This window comes from Pseudomonas sp. No.117 (assembly GCF_054558395.1).
In genome coordinates this window covers 199,745-221,927 of the sequence record NZ_BAAJNP010000009.1, presented here as the reverse complement: position 1 = coordinate 221,927, position 22,183 = coordinate 199,745, and the positions used below count along the sequence as shown (strand labels likewise).

The following is a 22,183-nucleotide window of genomic DNA, read 5'->3' as shown; positions in this document are numbered from 1 at the left end:
AACCGCCCGTCACCAAAGGACTTTTTCCGCTTGCCCAGGCCGGCTATGGGCTGCATCACCACGCCTACTACTGTACATTCATCTACCTTAGGCAATAAGCAAGGGTGGTAGGCGATGAGCGTGGATGTCGAACTGGTGCTGGCCGGCAAGATCGGTTTCGCGGCGCACCAGAACGCGGTGCCCGTGCTGCGCGAATTGCGCCTCACCCACAGCGGCCAGGAACCCCTGGTCGACGTCAGCCTGACGGTGACCGCCGAGCCGGCCTTCGTGGTGCCGCGTACCTGGCACCTGGAGCGCCTTGATCCCCAGGGCACCCTCTATCTCGATGATCGCGACCTCGAATTCGACGCCGCCCTGCTCGGCAGCCTGCAGGAAAGCCTGGTCGCCCAGCTGACCTTCACCGTGCGCCAGGGCGACGAGATCCTGCGGACGCGGCGCTATCCAGTCGAGTTGCTGGCGCGCAACCAGTGGGGCGGCGTGGACAGCATGCCGGAACTGGCGGCGGCCTTCGTCATGCCCAACGACCCGGCGGTGGATCGGCTGCTGGGCGCGGCGGCCGAGGTGCTGCGCCGCGCCGGCAAGCCCACCGCGCTGGATGGCTATGAAGGCGGCTCGCGGCGCCGCGTCTGGGAGCTGAGTTCGGCGCTCTGGTCGGCGCTGTGCGGCCTGCAGCTGACCTATGCGGTGCCGCCGGCCAGCTTCGAGCGCCAGGGCCAGAAGATCCGCACCCCCGGTGCCATTCTCGACGGGGGCCTGGCCACCTGCCTGGATCTCGCCCTGCTCGCCTGCGCGGCGCTGGAACAGGCCGGGCTCAATCCGCTGCTGGTCATCACCCGTGGCCATGCCTTCGCCGGGGTCTGGTTGCAGCCCCAGGAATTCGCCCAGCTGCTCACCGACGAGGCCGAACCGGTGCGCAAGCGGGTGGCGCTCAAGGACCTGCTGGTGTTCGAGACCACCCAGGCCACCGCCTCGCCGCCACCCTCCTTCAGCCAGGCGGTACAATTGGCCGAGCGCCAGTTGGACGACGAGACCTTCGTGCTGGCCCTGGACGTCCGCCGCGCCCGCCTGCAACGCATCCGCCCGCTGGCGGTGCCCGGCCAACTCGCTACCACGGCGGACGGCCTGCTGCTACCGGGCGAAGCCCTGGAAGAAGCCCCGCCGCTGCCGGCCTTCGACGTGGACGTCGAGGCGGCGCCCACTACCCCGGTCGGCCGCCTGGCGCTCTGGCAGCGCAAGCTGCTCGACCTCACCACCCGCAATCGCCTGCTGCACGTGCCGGACAATGCCCGCAGCGTGCCCCTGCTCTGTCCCGAGCCGGCCTCCCTGGAAGATCGCCTGGCCGAGGGCCGGGCGCTGCGCCTGGTGCCGCTGCCGGACCTGGCGGTGAGCGGGCGCGACGCCGTGCTGCACGAAGCCCGCGAACACGAGAATCTGCAGGATGAATACGCCCGCGGCGCCCTGGGCCGTGGCGAGGTGGTCGCGCCCCTGGATGCGACCAAACTGGACGCGGCCCTGGTGGAGCTCTATCGCCGCGCGCGCAGTGATCTCGACGAGGGCGGCGCCAACACCCTCTACCTGGCGCTGGGCTTCCTGCGCTGGAAGAAGGCGGCCGACGATCCCAAACACTACCGGGCGCCGCTGATCCTGCTGCCGGTGCGCCTGGAACGCCAGAGCGCCGCCAGCGGCATCACCCTGCACCTGTTCGAGGACGAGCCACGCTTCAACCTGACCCTGCTGGAGCTCCTGCGCCACGACTTCGACCTGGACATTCCCGGGCTCGACGGCCCGCTGCCCGGCGATGGCAACGGCATCGACGTGGATGGCATCTGGACCAAGGTCCGCCGCGCGGTGCGCGACCTGCCCGGCTTCGAGGTCAGCAACGAATTGCTGCTCGGCCAGTTCTCCTTCGCCAAGTACCTGATGTGGAAGGACCTCACCGAACGCAGCGACCAGCTGATGGAAAGCCCGCTGGTGCGTCACCTGCTGGAGCGCACCACGGAATCCGGCGCCTATCTCAGTGGCGGCAGCTTTCCCCGCGAACGCGAGCTGGATCGCCAGGTCACCCCGGCCGAACTCTTCACCCCGCTGCCGGCGGATTCCTCGCAGTTGGCCGCGGTGCTGGCCTCGGCCGGCGGCCAGGACTTCGTGCTCGACGGTCCGCCCGGCACCGGCAAATCCCAAACTATCGCCAACATGATCGCCCACAACCTGGCGCTCGGCCGCCGGGTGCTGTTCGTCGCCGAGAAGCGCGCGGCCCTGGACGTGGTCTATCGCCGCCTGGAAGCCCAAGGCCTGGGCGAATTCTGCCTGGAACTGCATTCCAGCAAGGCGTCCAAGGCCGAGGTGCTCAAGCAGCTGGAGCGCGCCTGGGACACCCGCGACGGTCTCGACGAAGAAGAATGGCTGGCCGAGGCCGCCGAGGTGGAGCGCCTGCGCGATCGCCTCAATGCCGTGGTCGAGCGCCTGCATCGCCGCTGGCCCAATGGCCTGACCCTGCAACAGAGCATCGGCCGGGTGCTGCGCGATGCCGCCCCCGATACCCCGCGTCTCAGCTGGCCTCAGGCCGACACCCACGACGCCGAGGCCCTGGCCGAACTGCGCACTGCCGTGCGCCGCCTGGCGCTGCACGCCGAGACCGGCCGCAGCCTGGCGGCAGATTTCGCCCTCTTGCCGGCGCACTCCTGGTCCAACGCCTGGCAGGATGGGCTGGTCGGCACCGCCGAACGGCTACGCGAGACCCAGCAAGCCTTGCAGCAGGCGCGACAAAGCCTGCGCGACGTACTCGGCCTGCCGCTGGCCGACCAGGTAGCGCCCAAGCGCCTGCTGGATTTCGCCGAACTGCTACAGAGCGCCGCTGGCCAGGACCTGGGTTTCGCCTTCGGCCCCGGTGCCGGGGAGCGCCAGCGCCAGTTCGGCCGCGCCCTCGAGCTGCTGCGGGATTATCAGACGCTGGAGCGCGAGCTGTCGGTGCCCTACGCCGCCGAAGCCTGTCGCCGCATCGCCCTCACCCAGCTGGAAGGCGCCTGGGACGCCGCCGGCCAACGCTTCTGGATCTTCGCCACCCGCGCCCAGCGCCAGGTCACCCAGGACCTCGCCCGCCAGGGTGAAACCCAGGGCCAGCCCGACGTGGCCGCCGACCTGCCGCGGCTGCGCCGCCAGCGCACCCTGGTCACCGAGCTGGACGACCTGGCGCCGACGCTCTCCGGCATCGCCGGCTGGCAGGGCGTGGGCAGCGAGCTCGACGCCCTGCTCGCCCGCCGTGCCCTGGCGGAAAAACTCAACGCAGCCCTGCCGACCCTGGCGGACACCCCGGAGCAGTTGCTGGCCCTGCGCCAGGCCGCGGCGCGTCGCTTGCAGCATCCCGAGGACCAGCCAGAGGACACTACTCTGGCACCGGCCAGCCGTGCCTTCGCCCAGGCGCTCACCGCGGCCGAGGCGGCGCGCCAGGCCTTCGCCGAGCAGGCGGGATTGGCGGCGGATACCCCGGCCGCCGACCTGGTCCGCACCGCCGCGGCCCTCTTGCGCCAGCCCGGTCGGCTCAAGGCCTGGTGCGACTGGCAGCGCGTCCGCGAAGAGGCGCAGGCCCTAGGTCTCGCACCGCTGCTCGCCCGGGTCACCCTCGGCTCCGCCGAGGATCTCGCGGCGGTCTTCGAAACCGCCTATGCGCGCTGGTTCGCCGCCACCGCCCTGGACGCCGAGCCGCTGCTGCGCGACTTCGTCCCCGCCGAGCACGAGAGCGACATCCAGGCCTATCGCCGGCTCGATGACCGCCTGCAGCAGCTCGCCGTGCGCCATATCCGCGCCCGTCTCTGCGGCGAGTTGCCGCCAAAGAACGACGCCGCGCGCCAGGGTGGCGGCTTCGCCGTGCTCAAGCATGAATTGCAGAAGCAGCGCCGGCACAAGCCGCTGCGCCAACTGGCGCTGGAAATGGGCGATGCCCTGGCGCGGTTGGCGCCCTGCATGCTGATGAGTCCGCTGTCCATCGCCCAGTACCTGCCGCCGGATGGCGGTCTGTTCGACCTGGTGATCTTCGACGAAGCCTCCCAGATCGCCCCCTGGGATGCAGTGGGCGCCATCGCCCGCGGCGTGCAGGTGGTAATCGCCGGCGACCCCCGGCAGATGCCGCCGACGCGCTTCTTCGACCGCGCCGCCGGCGAGGACGACACTGCCGAAGACCTGGAAAGCATCCTCGACGAATGCCTGGGCGCCGGCATCTACAGCCACAGCCTCAACTGGCACTACCGCAGTCGCCACGAGAGCCTGATCGCCTTCTCCAACCATCACTACTACGACGGCAAGCTCATCACCTTCCCCGCCCCGGAGATCCGTCCGAGCGCGGTGGAATGGCGGCGGGTGGACGGCGTCTACGCCAAGGGCAAGGGGCGTCACAATGCCCTCGAAGCCCAGGCCATGGTCGCCGAGGCGGTCAAGCGCCTGCTCGATCCGGCCTTCGCCGGGCTCAGCCTGGGCATCATCACCCTCAACAGCGAACAGCAGCGGCTGGTCACCGACCTGCTCGACCGGGCGCGCCAGCAGCACCCGGAGATCGAGGCGCACTTCGCCGAGGACCTGCCCGAGCCAGTGGTGGTGAAGAACCTGGAAACGGTGCAGGGCGACGAGCGCGACCTGATCATGCTCGGCATCGGCTTCGGTCCCACCGAACCGGGCGCCAATACCATGTCGATGAACTTCGGCCCGCTGAACAAGGACGGCGGCTGGCGCCGGCTCAACGTCGCCGTGACTCGCGCGCGGCGGGAGATGCTGGTGTTCTCCTCCTTCGATCCGGGGCTGATCGACCTCAATCGCACCAATGCCCGCGCGGTGCGCGATCTCAAGCTGTTCCTGGAATTCGCCCAGCGCGGGCCCCAGGCCCTGGCGGCGGCGGTCAAGGGCTCCCTGGGCGGCCACGATTCGCCCTTCGAGGAAGCCGTGGCCCAGGCGCTGCAGGCCAAGGGCTGGCAGGTGGTGCCGCAGATCGGTGTGTCGCGCTTTCGCATCGACCTGGGTATCGTCCATCCCGACCGGCCGGGCGACTACCTGGTGGGCATCGAATGCGACGGCGCCACCTACCACAGCGCCGCCACCGCCCGCGACCGCGACAAGACCCGCAGCGCCATCCTCCAGGGTCTGGGCTGGACGCTGCTGCGTGTCTGGTCCACCGAATGGTGGATCGACCGCGCGGGGGCTACCGAGCGGCTGCATGGGGAGATCGAGAAACTGTTGGAGGCGTCGCGGGCGGAGGCCTGAGGCGGCCTGCTGTTGGGCTTCGCTGTGCTCAGCCCAACCTACGAGTTGCCCGCTCACACCGAACCACCCCCTCTCCCCCTGGGAGAGGGCTAGGGTGAGGGTATCTCCGAGCACGCCGATGGCTACCGGACCGTTGGGCTTCGCTGCGCTCAACGCCAACCTACGAGTCGCCCGCTCACACCGAACTGCCCCCTCTCCCCTCGGGAGAGGGCTGGGGTGAGGGTATTCCTGGATATTGTGATGGCCAACGGGCTGTTGGGCTTCGCTGCGCTCAGCGCCAACCTACGAGTCGCCCGCTGACACCGAACCATCCCCTCTCCCCTTGGGAGAGGGCTGGGGTGAGGGTATATCCGAACATGCGGTGACCAACGGACCGTTGGGCTTCGCTGCGCTCAGCGCCAACCTACGAGTCGCCCGCTCACACCGAACCACCCCCTCTCCCCCTGGGAGAGGGCTGGGGTGAGGGTATCTCCGAACGTGTGGATGACCAGCGGACTGTTGGGCTTCGCTACGCTCAGCGCCTACGGGAATGCCGCGTAGGTTGGCGCTGAGGTAGCTCCATCGCCGAAGCCCAACGATCCGGGCATGACCTTGGCAACGTTGGGCTTGGCTTCGCTGCGCTCAACCCAACCTACAAAGCGCCGCCAATCAAAGGATGTTCAACGGATACTCGGTGATCAGCCGGGTCTCGGCCACGGTGCCGCCGGTGCTCTGGCTGCCGGAATGCCAGGCCTGGCGCAGGCGGAAGCTGAGGTTCTTGGCCGGGCCGTCCTGCAGGACGTACTTGGCTTCCAGATCGGTCTCGTGTTCCTTGTCACCGTCGCCATAGAGACCGGCGTAGGCCGAGTCTGCGGCCACCTGGGTGCCGTCGATGCCGCTGCCGCGGGTATGGCGCACCATCAGACTCATGCCCGGCACGCCGTAGCTTTCCAGGTTGAGGTCATAACGCGCCTGCCAGCTACGCTCGCCCGGACCGTTGAAGTCGGAGAATTGCATCGAGTTGCCGAGCAGGATGGAATCGCCGAAGGAGCCCGGTACCGGTGCGCCGAAGACCGCGTAGTCGAAGGGCTGGTCGCCGTGGATGCGCTGGTGGATCAGGGTGAAGGTATGGGCACCGACCTGGTAGGCGGCAGCCAGCGAGCCGGCGGTGTTGTCGATGCTGCCGGCCTTGGCGCTACCGGCGTCCAGGGTGCGATAGAGGTTGGCGTCGAAGGTCAGGCTCTGCTCGGCGGCCAGCGGCAGCACGTAGTTGAGGTTGCCGTAGTACTGGTCCCAGACGTCCTCGAAGTGGCCGGCATAGAGCGAGGCGCTGAGGTGGTCGCTGAACTTGTAGACGCCACCGGCATAGCTGGCCGACGCGGCTTCGACCCCGGGCGCGTAGCCGGCGAAGATGCCGCCATCCGAACTCGTGGTGCGCGGGGCGGTGGCGGCGGTGAAGTGGCCGGCTTCCAGCATCAGGTGGTTGACTTCCTGGCTCACCAGGCTCCAGCCGCGCGCGGTCTGGGGAAACAGCCAGTTGCCGCCCGCCGCCAGCACCGGCGCCGTGGGTTGCTGGTCGCCGTACTTGAGCACGGTGTTGGAGACACGCAGCTTGACCGCCGCCCCGCCCTTGCTGAATTCGTCGCGCTGGCTGCCGTCACCGTCCACCGGCAGGTTGGGGGTGTTGGCGTGGCCATCTCCGCCGTCGAGCTTGAGGCCCAGGTAACCATAGGCGTCCACCCCGACCCCCACGGTGCCCTGGGTGAAGCCCGAGGTGTAGTTGAGCAGGAAGGCCTGGGTCCAGCTGCGCGGATCGCGGCTGTTGCGCGGCGCGGCGCCATGGCCGTCGCCTTCGTTCTGGCGCAGGTAATAGTAGTTGCGCAGCAGCAGGGTCAGCTCGCTGTCTTCGATGAAGCCCTTGGCATCGGACTGCTGACTGGCCAGGGCGGCGCCGGTGAGGAGCAGACCGGGCACGCCCAGTAGCCAGGCACGCTGGCGGACGGAAGGGGATAACAGCGACAGCTTCATGGGCATCTCTCTCGCAGGATCACGGGTGGAAATCGTTAGGTCGCGAACGAGTTTGCCAGCTGTTGGCTTCGCCTACCACTTGGATGACGACTGTCATCGTTCAGCAATCTGACTATGCTGCGCTGGAACTCCTTTCGCAGCGCCGAGCCCGCCCATGCCCATTCAGCCCTTCAGCGTCGACCTCGCCTATCGTCCTCGCCTCGCCGATCTGCGTCCGCTGGTGCCTGACGCGGCCAGCGGATTGCGCGGCGGCCCGAGGATCACCCCGGCCGGCGAGCTGGCGGATCGCCAGGGCTATAACGCCGATTTCCTCGGCGACTTCCAGGTGCCCTGGCCCCGGCCCGGCGCAGCCCTCGCGGCGGACGTTTATCCCCTGCCCGCCTCCGCCGATCGCCTGGACTACACCCATTTTTCCGTGACCCTGTCGCGCAGCCGGCAGATGGCGCTCTGGGTGGGCGTCAACATCGACGGTGGCCAGGCGGTGGAGGTGCCGCGCAGTCGCGATGCCTGGGCCTACGATGGCCGGGTCCCGCTGGATGCCCAGCTGGGCGACGAGCTCTACGCCGACAACCTGCTCGACCGCGGCCACCTGGTGCGGCGCCAGGACCCCAACTGGGGCCCCGCCGCCATCCAGGCCAACCGGGATACCTTCCACTTCACCAACTGCGCGCCGCAGATGGCCGCCTTTAACCAGAAGACCTGGCTGGAGCTGGAGGACTACCTCCTCGACCACACCCAGCGCTGGCAGGCGCGCATCACCGTGTTCAGCGGTCCGGTCCTGCGGGCGGACGACCGCAGCTATCGTGATGCCCGGATCCCCGAGGCCTTTTGGAAGGTGGTGGCCTACCTGGGCGACGACGGCAAGCCCTCCGCCAGCGCCTACCTCATCGACCAGCGCCGCGAGCTGGACGAGTTGTCCATCGTCTTCGGCCGGCTGCGGACCTACCAGTGCAGTGTGCTGCGGATCGAGCAGCTGACCGGTATCGACTTCGGCGCGCTGGCCGACTACGACGGCTTCTCCAACGAAGAGCGCGCCACCGGCCACCCCGTCGAGCGAGCCCTCTTCGGCCCGGCCGATATTCGGGTCTGAGGCCTGTTGGAAAAGTAGCCGAGCGAAGGTCGGGCCAGGTGTAACCAGCAACGGGAGTAACAGCCAACGACCGGCCCGGCGAGTGAGCGCCAGGGAATCGACATCCGTGAGGAAGCGGACCGGGCGCGCCCACGGCTTTACGAGAGGTAAAACAGCATTGCGCTGGGGTCGCCTCGGCTGGGCTGGCAGTGCCGCGGATCTTTAACCCAGCCTGACCGGGCGCGGGCCCTTTGCCGACAAGGCCTAACCCGGCTGGGCGCAGGCGCGCGGCAGGCTGTTGCGTACCCCCAGCGACGCCAGCAGGATGACCCCGGCCAGGTACAGTTGCGCCGCGCCCGCCAGGCCCACCCGCGGCACCAGGGTGCTGACCGCCAGGGCGGGCAGGCAGAACGCCAGGTAGCTCAGCACGTAGAAGGCCGCCAGCAGGCCAGCGCGCTGGTCCGCTTCAGCCAGCGGCAGCAGGCTGCGGGTGGCGCCGAGAAAGCCGCTGCCGAAGCCGACGCCGGTCACCAGGGTCCCCAGGGCGAATAGCCCGAGTTGACCGCTCGCCACCGCCAGCCAGAGCAGCACCGGCCCCAGCACCAGCGTCCCCGCCCCCAGCCGCAGCAGGCGCGGCGCCGGCCAGCCGCGCAGGCCATGCAGGCAGGCGGCGCCGGTGAGGGTCAGACCGGCCACCACGCCACCGCCGACCAGGATCGAGGCGCTACCGGTGGCCGCCTTGACCAACCCCGGCATCAGCGACAGGTAGAAACCGCCCACGGCCCAGACCGCCAACTCCAGCGGCAGCACCCGCCACAGCATGGCCCTGGCCTGAGGTGGTACCGCCAGTTGCGGACGCAAGGCGGCGAGCAGCCCCGGCCGCCGCGCCAGGGTATCGGGCAGGCGCAGCAGCAACAGCCCCTGCAGCAGGAACAGCGCCAGGAACAGTCGATAGACCAGTTGCAGCGGCGCGGGCGCGAATTCCACCAGCAGCCCGCAACCCAGGGCGCCGCCGGCCATGCCCAGCAGGGGTGCCAGGCTGTTCAACCAGGGGCCGCGCTCGCGATCGACGTCGAGCAAGGCAGCGCCCAGGGCGCTGGTAGCGATGCCGGTCGCCAGGCCCTGCACGGCACGGGCGACGACCAGGTCGACCAGGCCCTGCGCCTGGTGGAACAGCAGCATGGAGCCCGCCTCCAGCAGCAGCGCGGCCAGGATCACCGGGCGTCGCCCCAGGTGGTCGGACAGGCGCCCACCTACCAGCAGGGCCGCCAGCAGGGCGAAGGCATAGATGGCGAATACCCAGGTCAGCCAGAAGGTGGAAAAACCCCAGGCCTGCTGGTAGCTGGCGTAGAGGGGTGTCGGCGCGCTGGAGGCGGCGAGGAAGGTGAAGAGCAGAGCGCCGAGCAGGGTCAGGCGTGCCTGGGAAGAAACGTTCGCAGGGGTCATACCCTCACCTTAAAGCTAATTAATTGCTTTAAAGCCTGAGCCTTTTCCATGGCAAAAGCAATGCGTTTGCGTTAGGGGCCAGGTATCCTGTCGCCATGACCACCAAGCAAGCCCGTCCCGGCGGCCGTAGCACCCGCGTCCAGCAAGCCATCCACGAGGCCGTCCTGGCGCTGCTGCAGGAGCAGCCGCGCGAGTCCCTGACGGTGCCCCTGATCGCCGCCCGCGCCGGGGTCACCCCCTCCACCCTCTACCGCCGCTGGGGCAACCTGCCCAGCCTGCTGGCCGACGTCGAGCTGCAGCGCCTGCGTCCGGACCAGCCACCGGAGGACACCGGCAGCCTGAGAGGCGACCTCGAACGCTGGCTGGAACACTATGTCGACGATCTCGTCTCGACGCCCGGCCAGGCCATGCTCAGGGACGCCCTCGCCGCCACCGACCCCGGCTGCGCGGTACGCTGCACCGAACCGACCCGGGAACGCCTGGAGCTGATGCTCGAGCGCGCCCGCGCGCGTGGCGAGGCGACGCCACCCCTCGACGCCCTGCTCGATGGCCTGGTGGCGCCCCTGATCTATCGCACCCTATTCGGTGCCGAGCGTCCCGACCTGCCGCTGTGTCTGGTGCTGCTCGCCCGGGCGCTGCGTGCTGACGGCTGACGGCTGACGGCTGACGGCTGACGAGAACCCAGACCCTACAAACGCCGATGCCCGAACCCTTGCGGGTTCGGGCATCGGCTGCTGGCGCGGGATCCTGCAGGACCCCTCCCGCCTCGGCTTAGGCCGCGACCACCTTGTTGGCCGGCTGGGTACGACGACCCAGGGCACCACCGATGGCGCCGACGATACCGCCTACCACCAGGCTGATCAGCAGCACCCAGCTGGCCTGGGAGACTTTGCGGGCAGCGACGTCGGCCGCTTCGCGGGCCTTCTGCTCGGCCTGGGCCTTGAGCTCCTGGTACTTGGCATAGGCCTGCTGGTAGGTCTGCTGGGCCTTGTCGACGATGGCATTGGCCTCGGCGTCGCTCTTGCCGGTACGGGCCTTGATCAGGTTGACCAGGGCCTGACGGTCGGCGGCGTTCCAGGCCTGGTCGCCACGCTGCTTCAGGCGGTCCAGCAGGGCGCTCAGCTGGTCATCGGTCTGCTGCGGGTTGTTGGCACTGTTCTGCGCGGTGTTCTTGGCATCCTGTTCGGCGCCCTGGGCCTGCTGCTTGAGGTTCTCCGGCTGCAGCTCGGTCTTGCCGGTCTGGCGCAGCGCGGTTTCCAGTTCGTTCTGCAGGTCGCCCAGGTCGAGCTGGATGCCCTGCTGGCGCAGCTGGTCCTGCACCTGGTTGGTCAGGGCCGGCGCGGCCTGGGAAATACCGCTGCCGATCATCGACAGGCCACTGCCCGCCACGTTGAGACCGGTGCGCACCACGCCGCTCACGGCGCTGGACACCAGATAGACGCTGACCAGGGTCACGCTGGCCCAGACCAGGATGCCGTGCAGGGCGCCTTCGCGCTGCGCCAGGCGACCGGCGATCCAGGCACCGACGAAGACCGAGATCACGGCGCTGACGCCGACCCAGATGCCGGTACCCTTGCCCAGACCGGACAGCGGATTGGCTTCCTGTTGCGGATCGATGGAGGCCGAACCGATGGCGGTGCCGAGCAGGCTCAGCAGCAAGGACACGGTCAGGGCGATCACCACGCCGGCGATGATCGAGCTCCAGGAAATGCGCTTCAGCAGCGGCGCGGTAGCGGTCGCTGTGGTGGCCACATAGGCGGGGTTCTGACGGGCGTCATAGGACATGGCAAAGGCTCCAAGGTAGTCAGGGAAACAACTTATTGTGGTAACGGATGGATTCCCACGCGTTTCCACAAGTTCCCAGACCGCTGTGCCAGAGCCCCCAGTGGTCGTAAGACCTCTGTCGTCCGCTATCCCATCAACATATCGATCAGCAGCTTCAGGTTGAGGATCAGGATCAGCCCGGCTACGGCCCAGGCGAGGACCTTGGTCACCCGACCGATGACGAAGCTACCCATCAGCTGGCGATCCGAGACGAAGCGCACCAGGGGGATCACCGCGAAGGGCAGCTGCATGGACAGCACCACCTGGCTCAGCACCAGCAGCTTGGCCGTGCCGCTCTCGCCATAGAGCCCGGTCACCACCACCACCGGGATCACGGCGATGCCCCGGGTGATCAACCGCCGCGCCCAGTCCGGGATACGCAGCGAGAGAAAGCCCTCCATGACGATCTGGCCGGCCAGGGTCGCGGTCACCGTGGAATTGATGCCGGAGGCCAGCAGGGCCACGGCGAACAGCAGCGAGGCGATGCCAACGCCCAGCATGGGCGACAGCAGGTGGTAGGCGTCCTGGATCTCGGCCACATCGGTGCGTCCGGCACTGTGGAACACCGCGGCGGCGGTGATCAGGATGGCGGCGTTGACGAACAGCGCCAGCATCAGCGCCAGGGTGCTGTCGGCCACCGCCCAGCGCAGACCCATGCGCCGGCCCTGCTCGGTGCGTGGATAGGCGCGGGTCTGCACGATGGACGAATGCAGGTAGAGGTTATGCGGCATCACGGTCGCGCCGATGATGCCGATGGCCAGGTACAGCGCCGCCGGATTGGTGACCACCTCGGCCTTGGGCACGAAACCGTCGAGTACCGCCGCCAGCGAAGGCTGGGCCAGCACCATCTGCACGCCGAAGCAGACGAAGATCAGCGTCAGCAAGGCGATGACGAAGGCCTCCAGCCAGCGGAAGCCACGGTTCATCAACAGCAGGATGAGAAAGACGTCCAGCGCCGTGAGGATGGCGCCCCACACCAGCGGGATGCCGAACAACAGGTTGAGGGCGATGGCGGTGCCGATCACCTCGGCCAGATCGCAGGCGATGATCGCAATTTCGCAGGCGATCCACAGCATGAAGCTCACCGGCCGCGAGTAGCGCGCCCGACAGGCCTGGGCCAGGTCCAGGCCGGTGGCGATGCCGAGGCGCGCCGCCAGGGCCTGCAACAGGATGGCCATGAGGTTGGACAGCAGGATCACCGACAGCAGCAGATAGCCGAACTGCGAACCGCCGGCCAGGTCGGTGGCCCAGTTGCCCGGGTCCATGTAGCCCACCGAGACCATGTAGCCCGGGCCGACGAAGGCCAGCAGCCGCCGCAGCCAGCTACCGCCCTGGGGGACCGGCACACTGGCGTTCATGCGCCCCAGGCTGGGCCGGGCGGACGGCGCGGGTTCCTGCCAAGCAGGTTCGACGTAGCTGGCGGATTCTTTCATGGCGGGCTCGTGCGACAAGGTAGGACTACCCTTTGGAGAATTTAGCCTAGGCTAAAATTCACACATCCAGCAATAAAAAATCTCTATCTCATCCGTCGATAACGCCCATTGGTGAAGGAAACTTTGGTATTCGCCCGCAACTCGGTCAAAATGGCGCCCGGGCGCTTCCCTCCGAAGCGCCATAGGTCTTGCGGAGAAGGTCACTCAGGTGGGCAACATGACTAAGGACGACGAACTGCTGAATCGGTTGGTCGATCCATCCATTCACATGGAAGGTTTTCAACAGGTCCGCGAGGCGCATCGTCAGGAGCTGATCGAAGACTATGTCGAGCTCATCTCCGATCTCATCCGGGACGGCGGCGAGGCGCGCCAGGTGGACATCGCCGCACGGATTGGCGTGGCCCAACCGACCGTGGCCAAGATGCTCAAGCGCCTGGCCACGGCCGGCCTGATCGTGCAGCGCCCCTATCGCGGCGTCTTCCTCACCCCCGAAGGCGAGGCCCTGGCCGAAGCCAGCCGCGCGCGCCATCACGTGGTGGAAACCTTCCTGCTGACCCTGGGCGTGGATGCCGATACCGCGCGCCGCGACGCCGAAGGCATGGAGCACCACGTCAGCGAAGCCACCCTCGAGGTGTTTCGTCGCTTCATCGCCAGTCGGGGCTAGGTCGGCTTTAGTCGAAAGTCGCTGCGCTTCCCTTAAGAAAAGCTCGGCGCCGTCGAAGAAGTAGAAGTCATACTTTCACTCTCGCCGGTGCCCTGCCATGTTCAATAGCCACCTCAAGACCGAGCTCGCCCAACTCCGGGCCGAGGTCGCCGAATTGCGTCAGTTGCACGCCGGCTTCGAAAGCCAGGCGCTGAGCCTCACCCTGGACGATCGCGGCCATGTCGCCCAGGTCAACGAGCGCTTCTGCCGGGAGATGGGGTATCGCGCCGATGCCATCACCAGTCGCCCGCTGGACGAATTCATTCCCGAATACGTCAAGCAGCTGCCCTGCTACCGGGACCTGAAGAACGCCCTCAACAACGGAACCCAGACCAGCGGCATGTACCGGCTGCTGCGCGCCAACGGCCAGGAAGCCTGGCTCTATGCCACCTGGCAGCCGCTGCGCGACGACCAAGGCCGCATTCATAAGACCATCTGCTATGCCAACGACCGCACCGAGCAGGTCGAGACCTCCACCGAGCATTCCGGCCTGATCAACGCCCTGCTGCGTTCGACTGCGGTCATCGAATTCAACCTCGCCGGCGAGGTACTCACCGCCAACGACCGCTTCCTCAAGGGCATGGGCTATACCCTGGCGCAGATCCAGGGCAAGCACCACCGCCTGTTCTGCACCAGCGAGGAAGCCAATTCCGCCGAGTACCAGGCGTTCTGGGCCCGGCTGAACCGCGGCGAATTCATCGCCAGCCGCTTCAAGCGTATCGACAGCCACGGGCGCACGGTCTGGCTGGAAGCCTCCTACAATCCGGTGCTCAATACCCGTGGCGAGCTGTACAAGGTGGTCAAGTTCGCCACCGTCATCACCGAGCAGGTGGAGCAGGAGCAGGCGGTGGCCGAAGCGGCCAAGGTGGCCTTCGACATCTCCCAGCAGACCGACGAAAGCGCGCGCCTCGGGGCGGAGGTGGTGCAGGACACGGTGTCGGTCATGCGCAAGATCGCCGAGGAACTGCAGGTGGCCTCCAACGGCATCGAGGCCCTGGGCGAGCAGTCGCTGGTGATCAGCACCATCGTCAAGACCATCAGCGGCATCGCCGAACAGACCAACCTGCTGGCGCTCAACGCCGCCATCGAAGCCGCCCGTGCCGGGGAGCAGGGCCGTGGCTTCGCCGTGGTGGCCGACGAGGTGCGCCAGCTGGCCGGTCGCACCAGCAAGGCCACCGAGGAAATCGTCGGCGTGGTGCAGCAGAACCAGCAGCTGGCGCAGACCGCCGTGGCCAACATGGCGGCGAGCAAGCACCAGGCGGAACAGGGCCTGCAACTGGCCAACGCCGCCGGTACCCGCATCACCGAGATCCAGGATGGCGCCCAGCGCGTGGTCGGCGCGGTAGGCCAGTTCGCCCGGCGCCTGAGCTGAGTTAGGCCTCTGGGCCGGGGGCTATCGGCAAGCCCCCGGCGACCGGGTCCGCGCGGCTGCGTGCCGCCGCGCAGACGAGGCCGGTGGCGTCCAGCGCCGTCCGGCCCGCCTTCAGTTGCGAAATTTCTGAAGTAAGTATTTGCCGCCGCCTATTCAATGGCGCTCCCGCCCGTCGCAAGATGGCTCTCGGCACCTAGCCAGCAGAGCTGCGGCCGCTTTCTCTTCTCGCCACTGCCATCACCCCGAGCCCGAACCTGGGAGGCAGTCGCCCGCATGAAACTCGACCTCTTCCGCTCCCTCTGGGGTTACGCCGACCAGCGTGCCAGCGCCTGTCGCGAAGCCCGCGCCTCGGGTTTCGCCGGCATCGAGGCGCGATTGCCGCAGAGCGGCGTCGAGCGCCGCGAATTCGGCGCCCTGCTCGCCGGCGAGGGCCTGGACTACATCGCCATCCTCTTCACCGGCGGCACGGTGCTGCCCGACCAGGCGCTGACCCCGGCCGAGCACCTGCGCGACCTGGAGCGCCAACTCGACGCCGCCGCCGAGCTGGAGCCGCGCTTCGTCAACGTGTTGGCCGGCAATGATCGCTGGTCCACCCACCAGCAGCTGGACTTCTTCGGCCAGGCCCAGGAAATCGCCCGCCGTGGCGGTCACCTGTGCAGCTTCGAGACCCACCGCGCGCGCTGCCTGGCCACGCCCTGGGTGACCCTGGAGGTAGCGCGCCAGCTGCCCGAATTGCTGTTCACCACCGACATCAGCCACTGGGTGGTGGGCTGCGAACGGCTGCTGGACGATCCCGCCGACGACCTCGACGACTTCATCGGTCGCGTCCACCACATCCAGGCCCGGGTCGGCTACGACCAGGGCCCCCAGGTGCCCCACCCCGCCGCGCCGGAATACGCCCGCGAACTGGCCTTCCACCAGGGGTTCTGGGCGGCGGTCTGGCGCGCCCAGCAGGAGCGCGGCTACCCGGTGACCACCCTCACCCCCGAATTCGGCCCAGATGGCTACACCTTCCGCCTGCCCTTCACCGGCATGCCCATCGCCGATCTCTGGGACCTCAACCGCTGGATGGCCGCCACCCAGCGCGACCAGTTCCAACGCTTTCTCCACGACCGCTAAGGAGCCCGCCATGCCAGACACCCAAGCCGCCGCCTTCCAGACCATCCCGGTGGTGGACATCGCCGGGCTGTTCAGCCCCGACCTGGCGCAGCGCCAGGCCGTCGCCGCCGAACTAGGCCAGGCCGCCCGCGAGGTGGGCTTTCTCTACATCCGCAACCATGGCCTGCCACCGGTGTTGATCGAGGGCCTGCGCCAGGCGGCGCGAGACTACTTCGCCCAGCCACTGGCCGCCAAGATGGACCACTACATCGGCAGTTCCGCCTCGCACAAGGGCTTCGTCCCCGAGGGCGAGGAGATCTACGGCACCGGCAAGCCCGATCACAAGGAGGCCTTCGACATCGGCTTCGAGGTGGCGGCGGACGATCCCGTGGTGCTGGCCGGCACCCCGCTGCTCGGCCCCAATGCCTGGCCCGCGCTGCCCGGTTTTCGCGAGCGGGTGCAGGCCTACTACGCGGCGGCCTTCGCCCTCGGCCGCCAGCTGTTCCGCGGCTTCGCCCTGGCGCTGGAGCTGCCGGAGGACACCTTCGATGCCCTGGTCAGCCGGCCGCCATCCAAGCTGCGGCTGATCCACTACCCCTTCGACGCCAGCGCCGAGGACGCCCCCGGCATCGGTGCCCATACCGACTACGAGTGCTTCACCATCCTGCTCGCCGACCAGCCGGGCCTGGAGGTGATGAACGAAGCCGGCCAGTGGATCGACGCCCCGCCGCTGGACGGCGCCCTGGTGGTGAACATCGGCGACATGCTGGAGGTGATGACCGCCGGCGCCTTCGTCGCCACCGCCCACCGGGTGCGCAAGGTCAAGGCCGAGCGCTATTCCTTCCCGCTGTTCTACGCCTGCGACTACCACACCCGCATCGAACCGCTGCCGCAGTTCGCCGCGGACGCCGAGGGCTACGAGGCCCTGGCCATCGGCGAGCACATGTGGAGCCAGGCGCTGCAGACCTATAGCTATCTGCGCGCCAAGGTCGCCGCCGGCGAGCTGGCGCTGCCGGAGCGTGCGCGCAAGACCGCGACGTTCGGCCATCTGAAGAACCACGCCTGACCATAACGACAACCCCCGGAGCATCCCCATGAACATCCTGCGCAAATCCCTGAGCGTCATCCTGCTGGGCAGCCTGGCCTGCGCGGCCCAGGCCGAGGTCAAGACGGTCACCCCCGGCGTGCTGAAGGTCGGCATGGACATCACCTATCCGCCCTTCGAATCCTTCGACGGCGACAAGGTGGTGGGCTCCGATCCGGACTTTTCCAGCGACCTGGCCAAGCAACTGGGACTCAAGGCCGATTTCGTCAACACCGAATTCGCCGGGCTGATCCTGGGGCTCAAATCCAACCACTTCGACACCGTGATCTCCGGCATGTACATCACCCCGGAGCGCACCGCCCAGGCCCTGGCCATCCCCTATGCGCGCACCGGCGCGGCCATCATGACCAAGGCCGGCGCCGCCAAGGAACCCAAGGTGCCGGAGGACCTCTGCGGCCTCAAGGTCGGCCTGCAACGGGGCACCACCTGGGTCGCCAAGCTGCAGAAACTCTCCACCGACTACTGCGTGGCCCAGGGCAAGGGCGCCATCGCCGTCAGCGAATTCCCCTCCGCGCCCGAGGCGACCCAGGCCATGCTGGCCGGCAACGTGGACGCCCAGATGGAGATCGGCGGCGCGGCCAGCCAGATCGTCGAGCGCTCCCGTGGCCGGGTGCGCATCACCTCGCCGGAGCTGGTGTACAAGGAGACCCTGGGCATCTACCTGCGCAAGGACAACGAGGCCCTGAAGCAGGCCCTCGAAGAAGCCTTCGCCAAGGTGCGGGCCTCCGGCGAATACGCCGCGCTGCTGAAGAAGTACAACCTGGAAGACGCCCCGGCGAACTGAGCGAGGAGCCGAGCCGCCCCGGCCCCGGCCGGGACGGCGACGCCTGGTGATCCCCATGCAATTCGATTGGCCCTATTTCTTCTCGCTGTTCTCCCTGCCGGCCTTCTGGAAGGCCTGCATCACCGTGGTCGAGCTCAGCGGCCTGGCCTGGTTGCTCGGCCTGGCGCTGGGCTTCCTGGTGGCCTCGGCGCGGCTGCACGGGCCGGCCTGGCTGCGCTGGCCGCTGGGCGGCTACATCTGGTTCTTTCGCAGCGTGCCCCTGCTGGTGCTGGTGGTGTTCGTCTACAACCTGCCGCAACTGCTGCCGATGAGCGGCCCGCTACTGTCCAACCCCTTCATTTCCGGGCTGTTCGCCCTGGTGCTCACCGAAACCGCCTACATGGCCGAGATCCATCGCGGGGGCCTGCTGGCGGTGGCCAAGGGGCAGCGTGAGGCGGGCCGCGCCCTGGCCCTGGGCACCCTGAGCATCCAGCGGCTGATCGTCATCCCCCAGGCGCTGCGCATCGCCCTGCCCACCCTGATCAACGAATACATCACCGTGGTCAAGCTCACCTCGCTGATCTCGGTGATCTCCCTGACCGAGATCCTCAAGGTTGGCCAGCAACTCTATGCGGCCAACTTCCTGGTGCTGGAGACCCTGGCCGCAGTAGCCGTCTACTACGTGCTCATCGTCACCCTGTTCGGCTGGCTGCTGCAGGCGCTGGAGCGCCGCCTGGATCTAAACCGGCGCCGCCCGGGCACCCTCGACGCCCAGGCCGAAGCCGAGTTGCGCGCCAGCCTGCCCGGTGACGCCGGCCCGCGTTTCCCCACCCCGCGCCCGGGCGATCCGCCCGCCCTGGAACTGCGCGGCGTGCGCAAGCGCTACGGCGCCCAGGAGGTGCTCAAGGGCATCGACCTGCAGGTCGGTCGCGGCGAGGTGCTGGCGTTGATCGGCCCCTCCGGGTCGGGCAAGACCTCGCTGATCCGCACCCTCAATGGCCTGGAAAGCCTGGACGCCGGCGAGATCCTGCTGTTCGGCGAGGGCTTCATCCGCGCCGGCGAGCGCACGCCCCGGCGCCGGCTACGCGAGGGCCTGCAGCACCTGGGCATGGTGTTCCAGAGCTTCAACCTCTTCCCGCACCTGAGCCTGCTGGGCAACGTCAGCCTGGCCCCGCGGCAGCATCGCCAGGCCGAGGCCGGCGAGTTGCGGCGACGCGCCCTGGCGCTGCTGGACAAAGTCGGCCTGCTGGCCCATGCCCACAAGTACCCGCACCAGCTCTCCGGTGGCCAGCAGCAGCGCGTCGCCATCGCCCGCGCCCTGGCCATGGCGCCGGACATCATGCTGTTCGACGAACCCACCTCGGCCCTTGATCCCGAGCTGGTGGGCGAGGTGCTCAAGGTGATCCGTACCCTGGCCGACGAAGGCATGACCCTGCTGATCGTCACCCACGAGATGGACTTCGCCCTGTCCATCGCCGACCGGGTGATCTTCATGGAAAACGGCGTGATCCACACCGACGCCGCGCCCCAGGCGATCCGCCAGGGTCATTGCGATCCGCGCATCCGTCAGTTCATGGGCCTGACCGCTCCCGCGGCTACCCCCGTCGCCGAGGAGATCACGACATGAGCACCGTCGACCTGCATCCCGGCGAATGGCAGGCGCGCTGCGAGCTGGCCGCGCTCTACCGGCTGATCGCCCACTACCGCATGACCGACCTGATCGACACCCATATCACCCTGCGCCTGCCGGGGACGAGCGAGCTGTTCCTGATCAACAGTTACGGGGTGCCCTTCGAACGCATGACCGCCAGCGACCTGATCTTGATCGACTTGAAAGGCCGCCCCCAACCCGGTCCTTTCGGTGAGCAACGGGTCAACGCCGCTGGCTTCGTCATCCACTCGGCGATCCACGCCGCGCGCCCCGACCTGCACTGCGTGATCCACACCCACACCGCCGCCGGCATGGCGGTGGCCGCCCAGCGCGACGGCCTGCTGCCGCTCACCCAGCACGCCTTGAAGTTCCATGGCCACCTGGCCTACCACACCTACGAAGGCATCGCCCTGTCGCTGGACGAACGCGCCCGCCTGGTCGCCGACCTCGGGCCGCACAAGGCCATGATCCTGCGTAACCATGGCCTGCTGGTGGGCGGCGCCACCCCGGCGGAGGCCTTCCACGAGATCTATTTCCTGGAGCGCGCCTGCCAGGCGCAGATCCAGGCCCTGGCCGGTGGCGTGGCGCTGCACTATCCCAGCGAAGCCGTCTGCCAGCACACCGCCGCGCAATTTCAGGCCGACGGCGCCGAAGGCCTGATCGACCTGGCCTGGCAGGCGGCCTTGTCGCTGATCGAGGACCAGCGCCAGGACTGGTGTCGCTAGCCCACCGACCCTCGCCGCTGCCCCAGCAGGCCCACCGCGGCCAGGGTCACCCCCAGGCTGACCAGCAGGCAAAGACCGAGCAGGCCACGGTCGCCCCAGTGCTCCCGGGCCAGGGCATAGCACCAGGGCGCCGCCGCCGAGAGCAGGAAGCTTGGCGCCAGCAGCTTGCCGGTCAGCCGGGCATAGAGCGCCCGGTCGAACAGCTCCAGCGGCAGACTGGCGCGCAGCACCGCCACCAGGCCGTTGAGGGCGCCATAGAGCAGGACGAAGGCGGCGGTGAGCACCAGATGGCCTTCGCTCGCCAGCGCCAGGGCGAAACTCAAGGGCAACCCCAGGCCGAGCAGCAGATTGAGCTGGCGCGCCGCCAACCGCTGATTCGAGGCCAGCTCCGCCAGCCGCGCGCAGACCTGGCCGATGCCCCAGAGCGCCGCCACCTCCACCGGCACGCCGCGCTCGGCCAGCAAGGCCGGTAGATGAGCCGACAGCCCGGCGGAGAGAAAGCCGATCAGCGCCATGCCGGTGGCGAACAGCACGCCCGCCCACCGTGGCGAGGTGCCGGCGGCCAAGGGCGGCAGGTCGGCAGTGGGCAAGCGCCCCCGCACATTGGGCAGCGGCAGCAGGAGCAGCAGACCGGCCAGGGCGATAGCCGCATAGACCACCAGGCCCAGCCGCCAGCCCAGCATTTCCAGCAACCAATGCCCCAGCGGCCAGAACACCGCCGAGGCCAGGCCACCGAGCAGGGTGATGCGCACCATCACCGCTCGGGAGCGCTCCCCGGCCAGGCGCGCCAGGGTGGCGAAGGCAGCGTCGTACAGCGACAACCGCATCCCCACGCCCAGGATCACCCAGGCCAGGTAGAACAGCGGCGCCGACTGCGCCGCCGCCAGCCCCAGGCACCCCAGGGCATCCAGCACCAGGCCGAGCTGCAGGGTCCGGCAGCCCCCCAGGCGCTCGATCAGCGCGCCGCTGAAGGGCGACACCAGGCCCATGGTCAGCATGGCCAGGGAGAACCCGCCGTAGACCCAGCGCGCCTCCCAACCGAGCCCCGCCGCCATCGCTGGGCCATAGACGCCAGGCAGATAGAAGGCCAGGCCCCAGGCCAGCAGCTGCATCAGCCCCAGTTGCCAGATGGCGCGGTCGCTCGGCATCGGCGTCATCAGCGGCTGCCGGGCGTGCGGTCAGCCTCGCCGAGGCTGCGTTGCATGAGCACGGTATCCACCCAGCGCCCGTGCTTGAACCCCACCGCCTCGAAGGTACCCACGGTTCGAAAGCCCAGGCGCCCATGCAAGGCGATGGAGGCCGCGTTGGCGCTATCGCCGATCACCGCGACCAGTTGGCGAAAGCCCGCCGCCGTGCACGCCGCGATCACCTCCTCCAGCAGGCGCCGGCCGATGCCCTGGCCAGCCAGGCCTGCGCGTACGTACACCGAATCCTCCGCGGTATGCCGATAGGCCGGTCGCGGCCGGTAGAGCACCGCGTAGGCATAGCCGACCACCTCGCCCTCCAGCTCCGCCACCCGATAAGGCAAGCCGGCCTGGCGCACGGCGGCGAGCCGGCGCTCGAGCTCGGCCACGTCCGGCGGCTCCAGCTCGAAGCTGGCGCAGCCGTGCAGGACATGCTGCGCATAGATGGCCTGGATGGCCGGTAGATCGGCGGAGGTGGCGTCGCGCAGCTGCAGGGCGGTGTTCACGGGTTCTATCCAGCCTGGGGTTCGATGGCGAGATCATGCCGGGACGGCCA

The 22,183-nt window shown here is 68.5% G+C and carries 16 protein-coding genes and 1 pseudogene; 11 read left to right on the top strand and 6 right to left on the bottom strand.

Annotated elements, in window-relative coordinates; genetic code table 11:
- The first annotated feature begins 114 nt into the window (after window positions 1–114).
- On the top strand, window positions 115–5,247 hold the full coding sequence (locus ACYJP6_RS21970) for a DUF4011 domain-containing protein (RefSeq protein ID WP_459477831.1): 5,133 nt from the start codon (window positions 115–117) through the stop codon (window positions 5,245–5,247).
- A gap of 648 nt (window positions 5,248–5,895) precedes the next feature.
- Here ACYJP6_RS21970 and ACYJP6_RS21965 read toward each other — a convergent pair.
- Window positions 5,896–7,254, bottom strand: coding sequence for an OprD family porin (locus ACYJP6_RS21965; RefSeq protein ID WP_459477829.1), 1,359 nt, complete (start codon window positions 7,252–7,254; stop codon window positions 5,896–5,898).
- A 154-nt stretch (window positions 7,255–7,408) separates the two neighbouring features.
- Between ACYJP6_RS21965 and ACYJP6_RS21960 the strand changes: the two genes are divergently transcribed.
- A complete protein-coding gene (locus tag ACYJP6_RS21960) occupies window positions 7,409–8,344 on the top strand; it encodes a DNA/RNA non-specific endonuclease (RefSeq protein WP_459477827.1) in 936 nt (311 codons plus the stop codon).
- Window positions 8,345–8,587: 243 nt separating this feature from the next.
- On the opposite strand, the gene ACYJP6_RS21955 is transcribed toward ACYJP6_RS21960, so the two are convergent.
- Entirely contained in the window at window positions 8,588–9,769 is a 1,182-nt protein-coding gene (locus ACYJP6_RS21955; RefSeq protein WP_459477825.1) for an MFS transporter, read from the bottom strand.
- A 95-nt stretch (window positions 9,770–9,864) separates the two neighbouring features.
- On the opposite strand from ACYJP6_RS21955, the gene ACYJP6_RS21950 reads away from it, so the two are divergent.
- Window positions 9,865–10,422 carry a TetR/AcrR family transcriptional regulator gene (locus ACYJP6_RS21950; RefSeq protein ID WP_459477823.1) on the top strand — a complete coding sequence of 186 codons (558 nt, stop codon included), beginning with the start codon at window positions 9,865–9,867 and terminating at the stop codon, window positions 10,420–10,422.
- 118 nt (window positions 10,423–10,540) lie between these two features.
- On the opposite strand, the gene ACYJP6_RS21945 is transcribed toward ACYJP6_RS21950, so the two are convergent.
- Together ACYJP6_RS21945 and ACYJP6_RS21940 are read right to left on the bottom strand one after the other, a co-directional pair.
- Window positions 10,541–11,554 carry a YrzE family protein gene (locus ACYJP6_RS21945; RefSeq protein ID WP_459477821.1) on the bottom strand — a complete coding sequence of 338 codons (1,014 nt, stop codon included), beginning with the start codon at window positions 11,552–11,554 and terminating at the stop codon, window positions 10,541–10,543.
- A 125-nt stretch (window positions 11,555–11,679) separates the two neighbouring features.
- Window positions 11,680–13,026 carry an Nramp family divalent metal transporter gene (locus ACYJP6_RS21940; RefSeq protein WP_459477819.1) on the bottom strand — a complete coding sequence of 449 codons (1,347 nt, stop codon included), beginning with the start codon at window positions 13,024–13,026 and terminating at the stop codon, window positions 11,680–11,682.
- A gap of 217 nt (window positions 13,027–13,243) precedes the next feature.
- Here ACYJP6_RS21940 and mntR point away from each other — a divergent pair, with 217 nt between their 5' ends.
- The 8 genes and pseudogenes from mntR to ACYJP6_RS21900 all read left to right on the top strand — a co-directional run bounded on the left by mntR (window position 13,244) and on the right by ACYJP6_RS21900 (window position 20,443).
- Window positions 13,244–13,690 carry a manganese-binding transcriptional regulator MntR gene (mntR, locus tag ACYJP6_RS21935; protein ID WP_459477817.1) on the top strand — a complete coding sequence of 149 codons (447 nt, stop codon included), beginning with the start codon at window positions 13,244–13,246 and terminating at the stop codon, window positions 13,688–13,690.
- A 97-nt stretch (window positions 13,691–13,787) separates the two neighbouring features.
- Window positions 13,788–14,564, top strand: a pseudogene (locus ACYJP6_RS21930) (PAS domain-containing protein); the annotation flags it as partial.
- Window positions 14,559–15,101 carry a methyl-accepting chemotaxis protein gene (locus tag ACYJP6_RS21925; RefSeq protein WP_459478068.1) on the top strand — a complete coding sequence of 181 codons (543 nt, stop codon included), beginning with the start codon at window positions 14,559–14,561 and terminating at the stop codon, window positions 15,099–15,101. The pseudogene ACYJP6_RS21930 and the gene ACYJP6_RS21925, both read left to right, overlap by 6 nt.
- A 273-nt stretch (window positions 15,102–15,374) precedes the next feature.
- A complete protein-coding gene (locus ACYJP6_RS21920) occupies window positions 15,375–16,220 on the top strand; it encodes a sugar phosphate isomerase/epimerase family protein (protein ID WP_459477815.1) in 846 nt (281 codons plus the stop codon).
- A gap of 10 nt (window positions 16,221–16,230) precedes the next feature.
- Complete coding sequence (locus ACYJP6_RS21915; RefSeq protein WP_459477813.1) at window positions 16,231–17,265, top strand: isopenicillin N synthase family dioxygenase; 1,035 nt, start codon at window positions 16,231–16,233, stop codon at window positions 17,263–17,265.
- A gap of 28 nt (window positions 17,266–17,293) precedes the next feature.
- Window positions 17,294–18,088, top strand: coding sequence for an ABC transporter substrate-binding protein (locus ACYJP6_RS21910; RefSeq protein WP_459477811.1), 795 nt, complete (start codon window positions 17,294–17,296; stop codon window positions 18,086–18,088).
- Window positions 18,089–18,143: 55 nt separating this feature from the next.
- The gene (locus ACYJP6_RS21905; RefSeq protein WP_459477809.1) at window positions 18,144–19,694 is read left to right on the top strand and encodes an amino acid ABC transporter permease/ATP-binding protein; all 1,551 of its coding nucleotides are present in this window, start codon (window positions 18,144–18,146) and stop codon (window positions 19,692–19,694) included.
- Window positions 19,691–20,443, top strand: a complete 753-nt coding sequence (locus ACYJP6_RS21900; RefSeq protein ID WP_459477807.1) for a class II aldolase/adducin family protein — start codon at window positions 19,691–19,693, stop codon at window positions 20,441–20,443. The genes ACYJP6_RS21905 and ACYJP6_RS21900 overlap by 4 nt, the downstream gene beginning before the upstream one ends.
- On the opposite strand, the gene ACYJP6_RS21895 is transcribed toward ACYJP6_RS21900, so the two are convergent.
- Together ACYJP6_RS21895 and ACYJP6_RS21890 are read right to left on the bottom strand one after the other, a co-directional pair.
- A complete protein-coding gene (locus ACYJP6_RS21895; RefSeq protein WP_459477805.1) occupies window positions 20,440–21,600 on the bottom strand; it encodes an MFS transporter in 1,161 nt (386 codons plus the stop codon). The genes ACYJP6_RS21900 and ACYJP6_RS21895 overlap by 4 nt on opposite strands.
- Complete coding sequence (locus tag ACYJP6_RS21890) at window positions 21,600–22,133, bottom strand: N-acetyltransferase family protein (protein ID WP_459477803.1); 534 nt, start codon at window positions 22,131–22,133, stop codon at window positions 21,600–21,602. Before ACYJP6_RS21890 ends, ACYJP6_RS21895 begins: the two co-directional genes overlap by 1 nt.
- Between the last annotated feature and the right edge of the window lie 50 nt (window positions 22,134–22,183).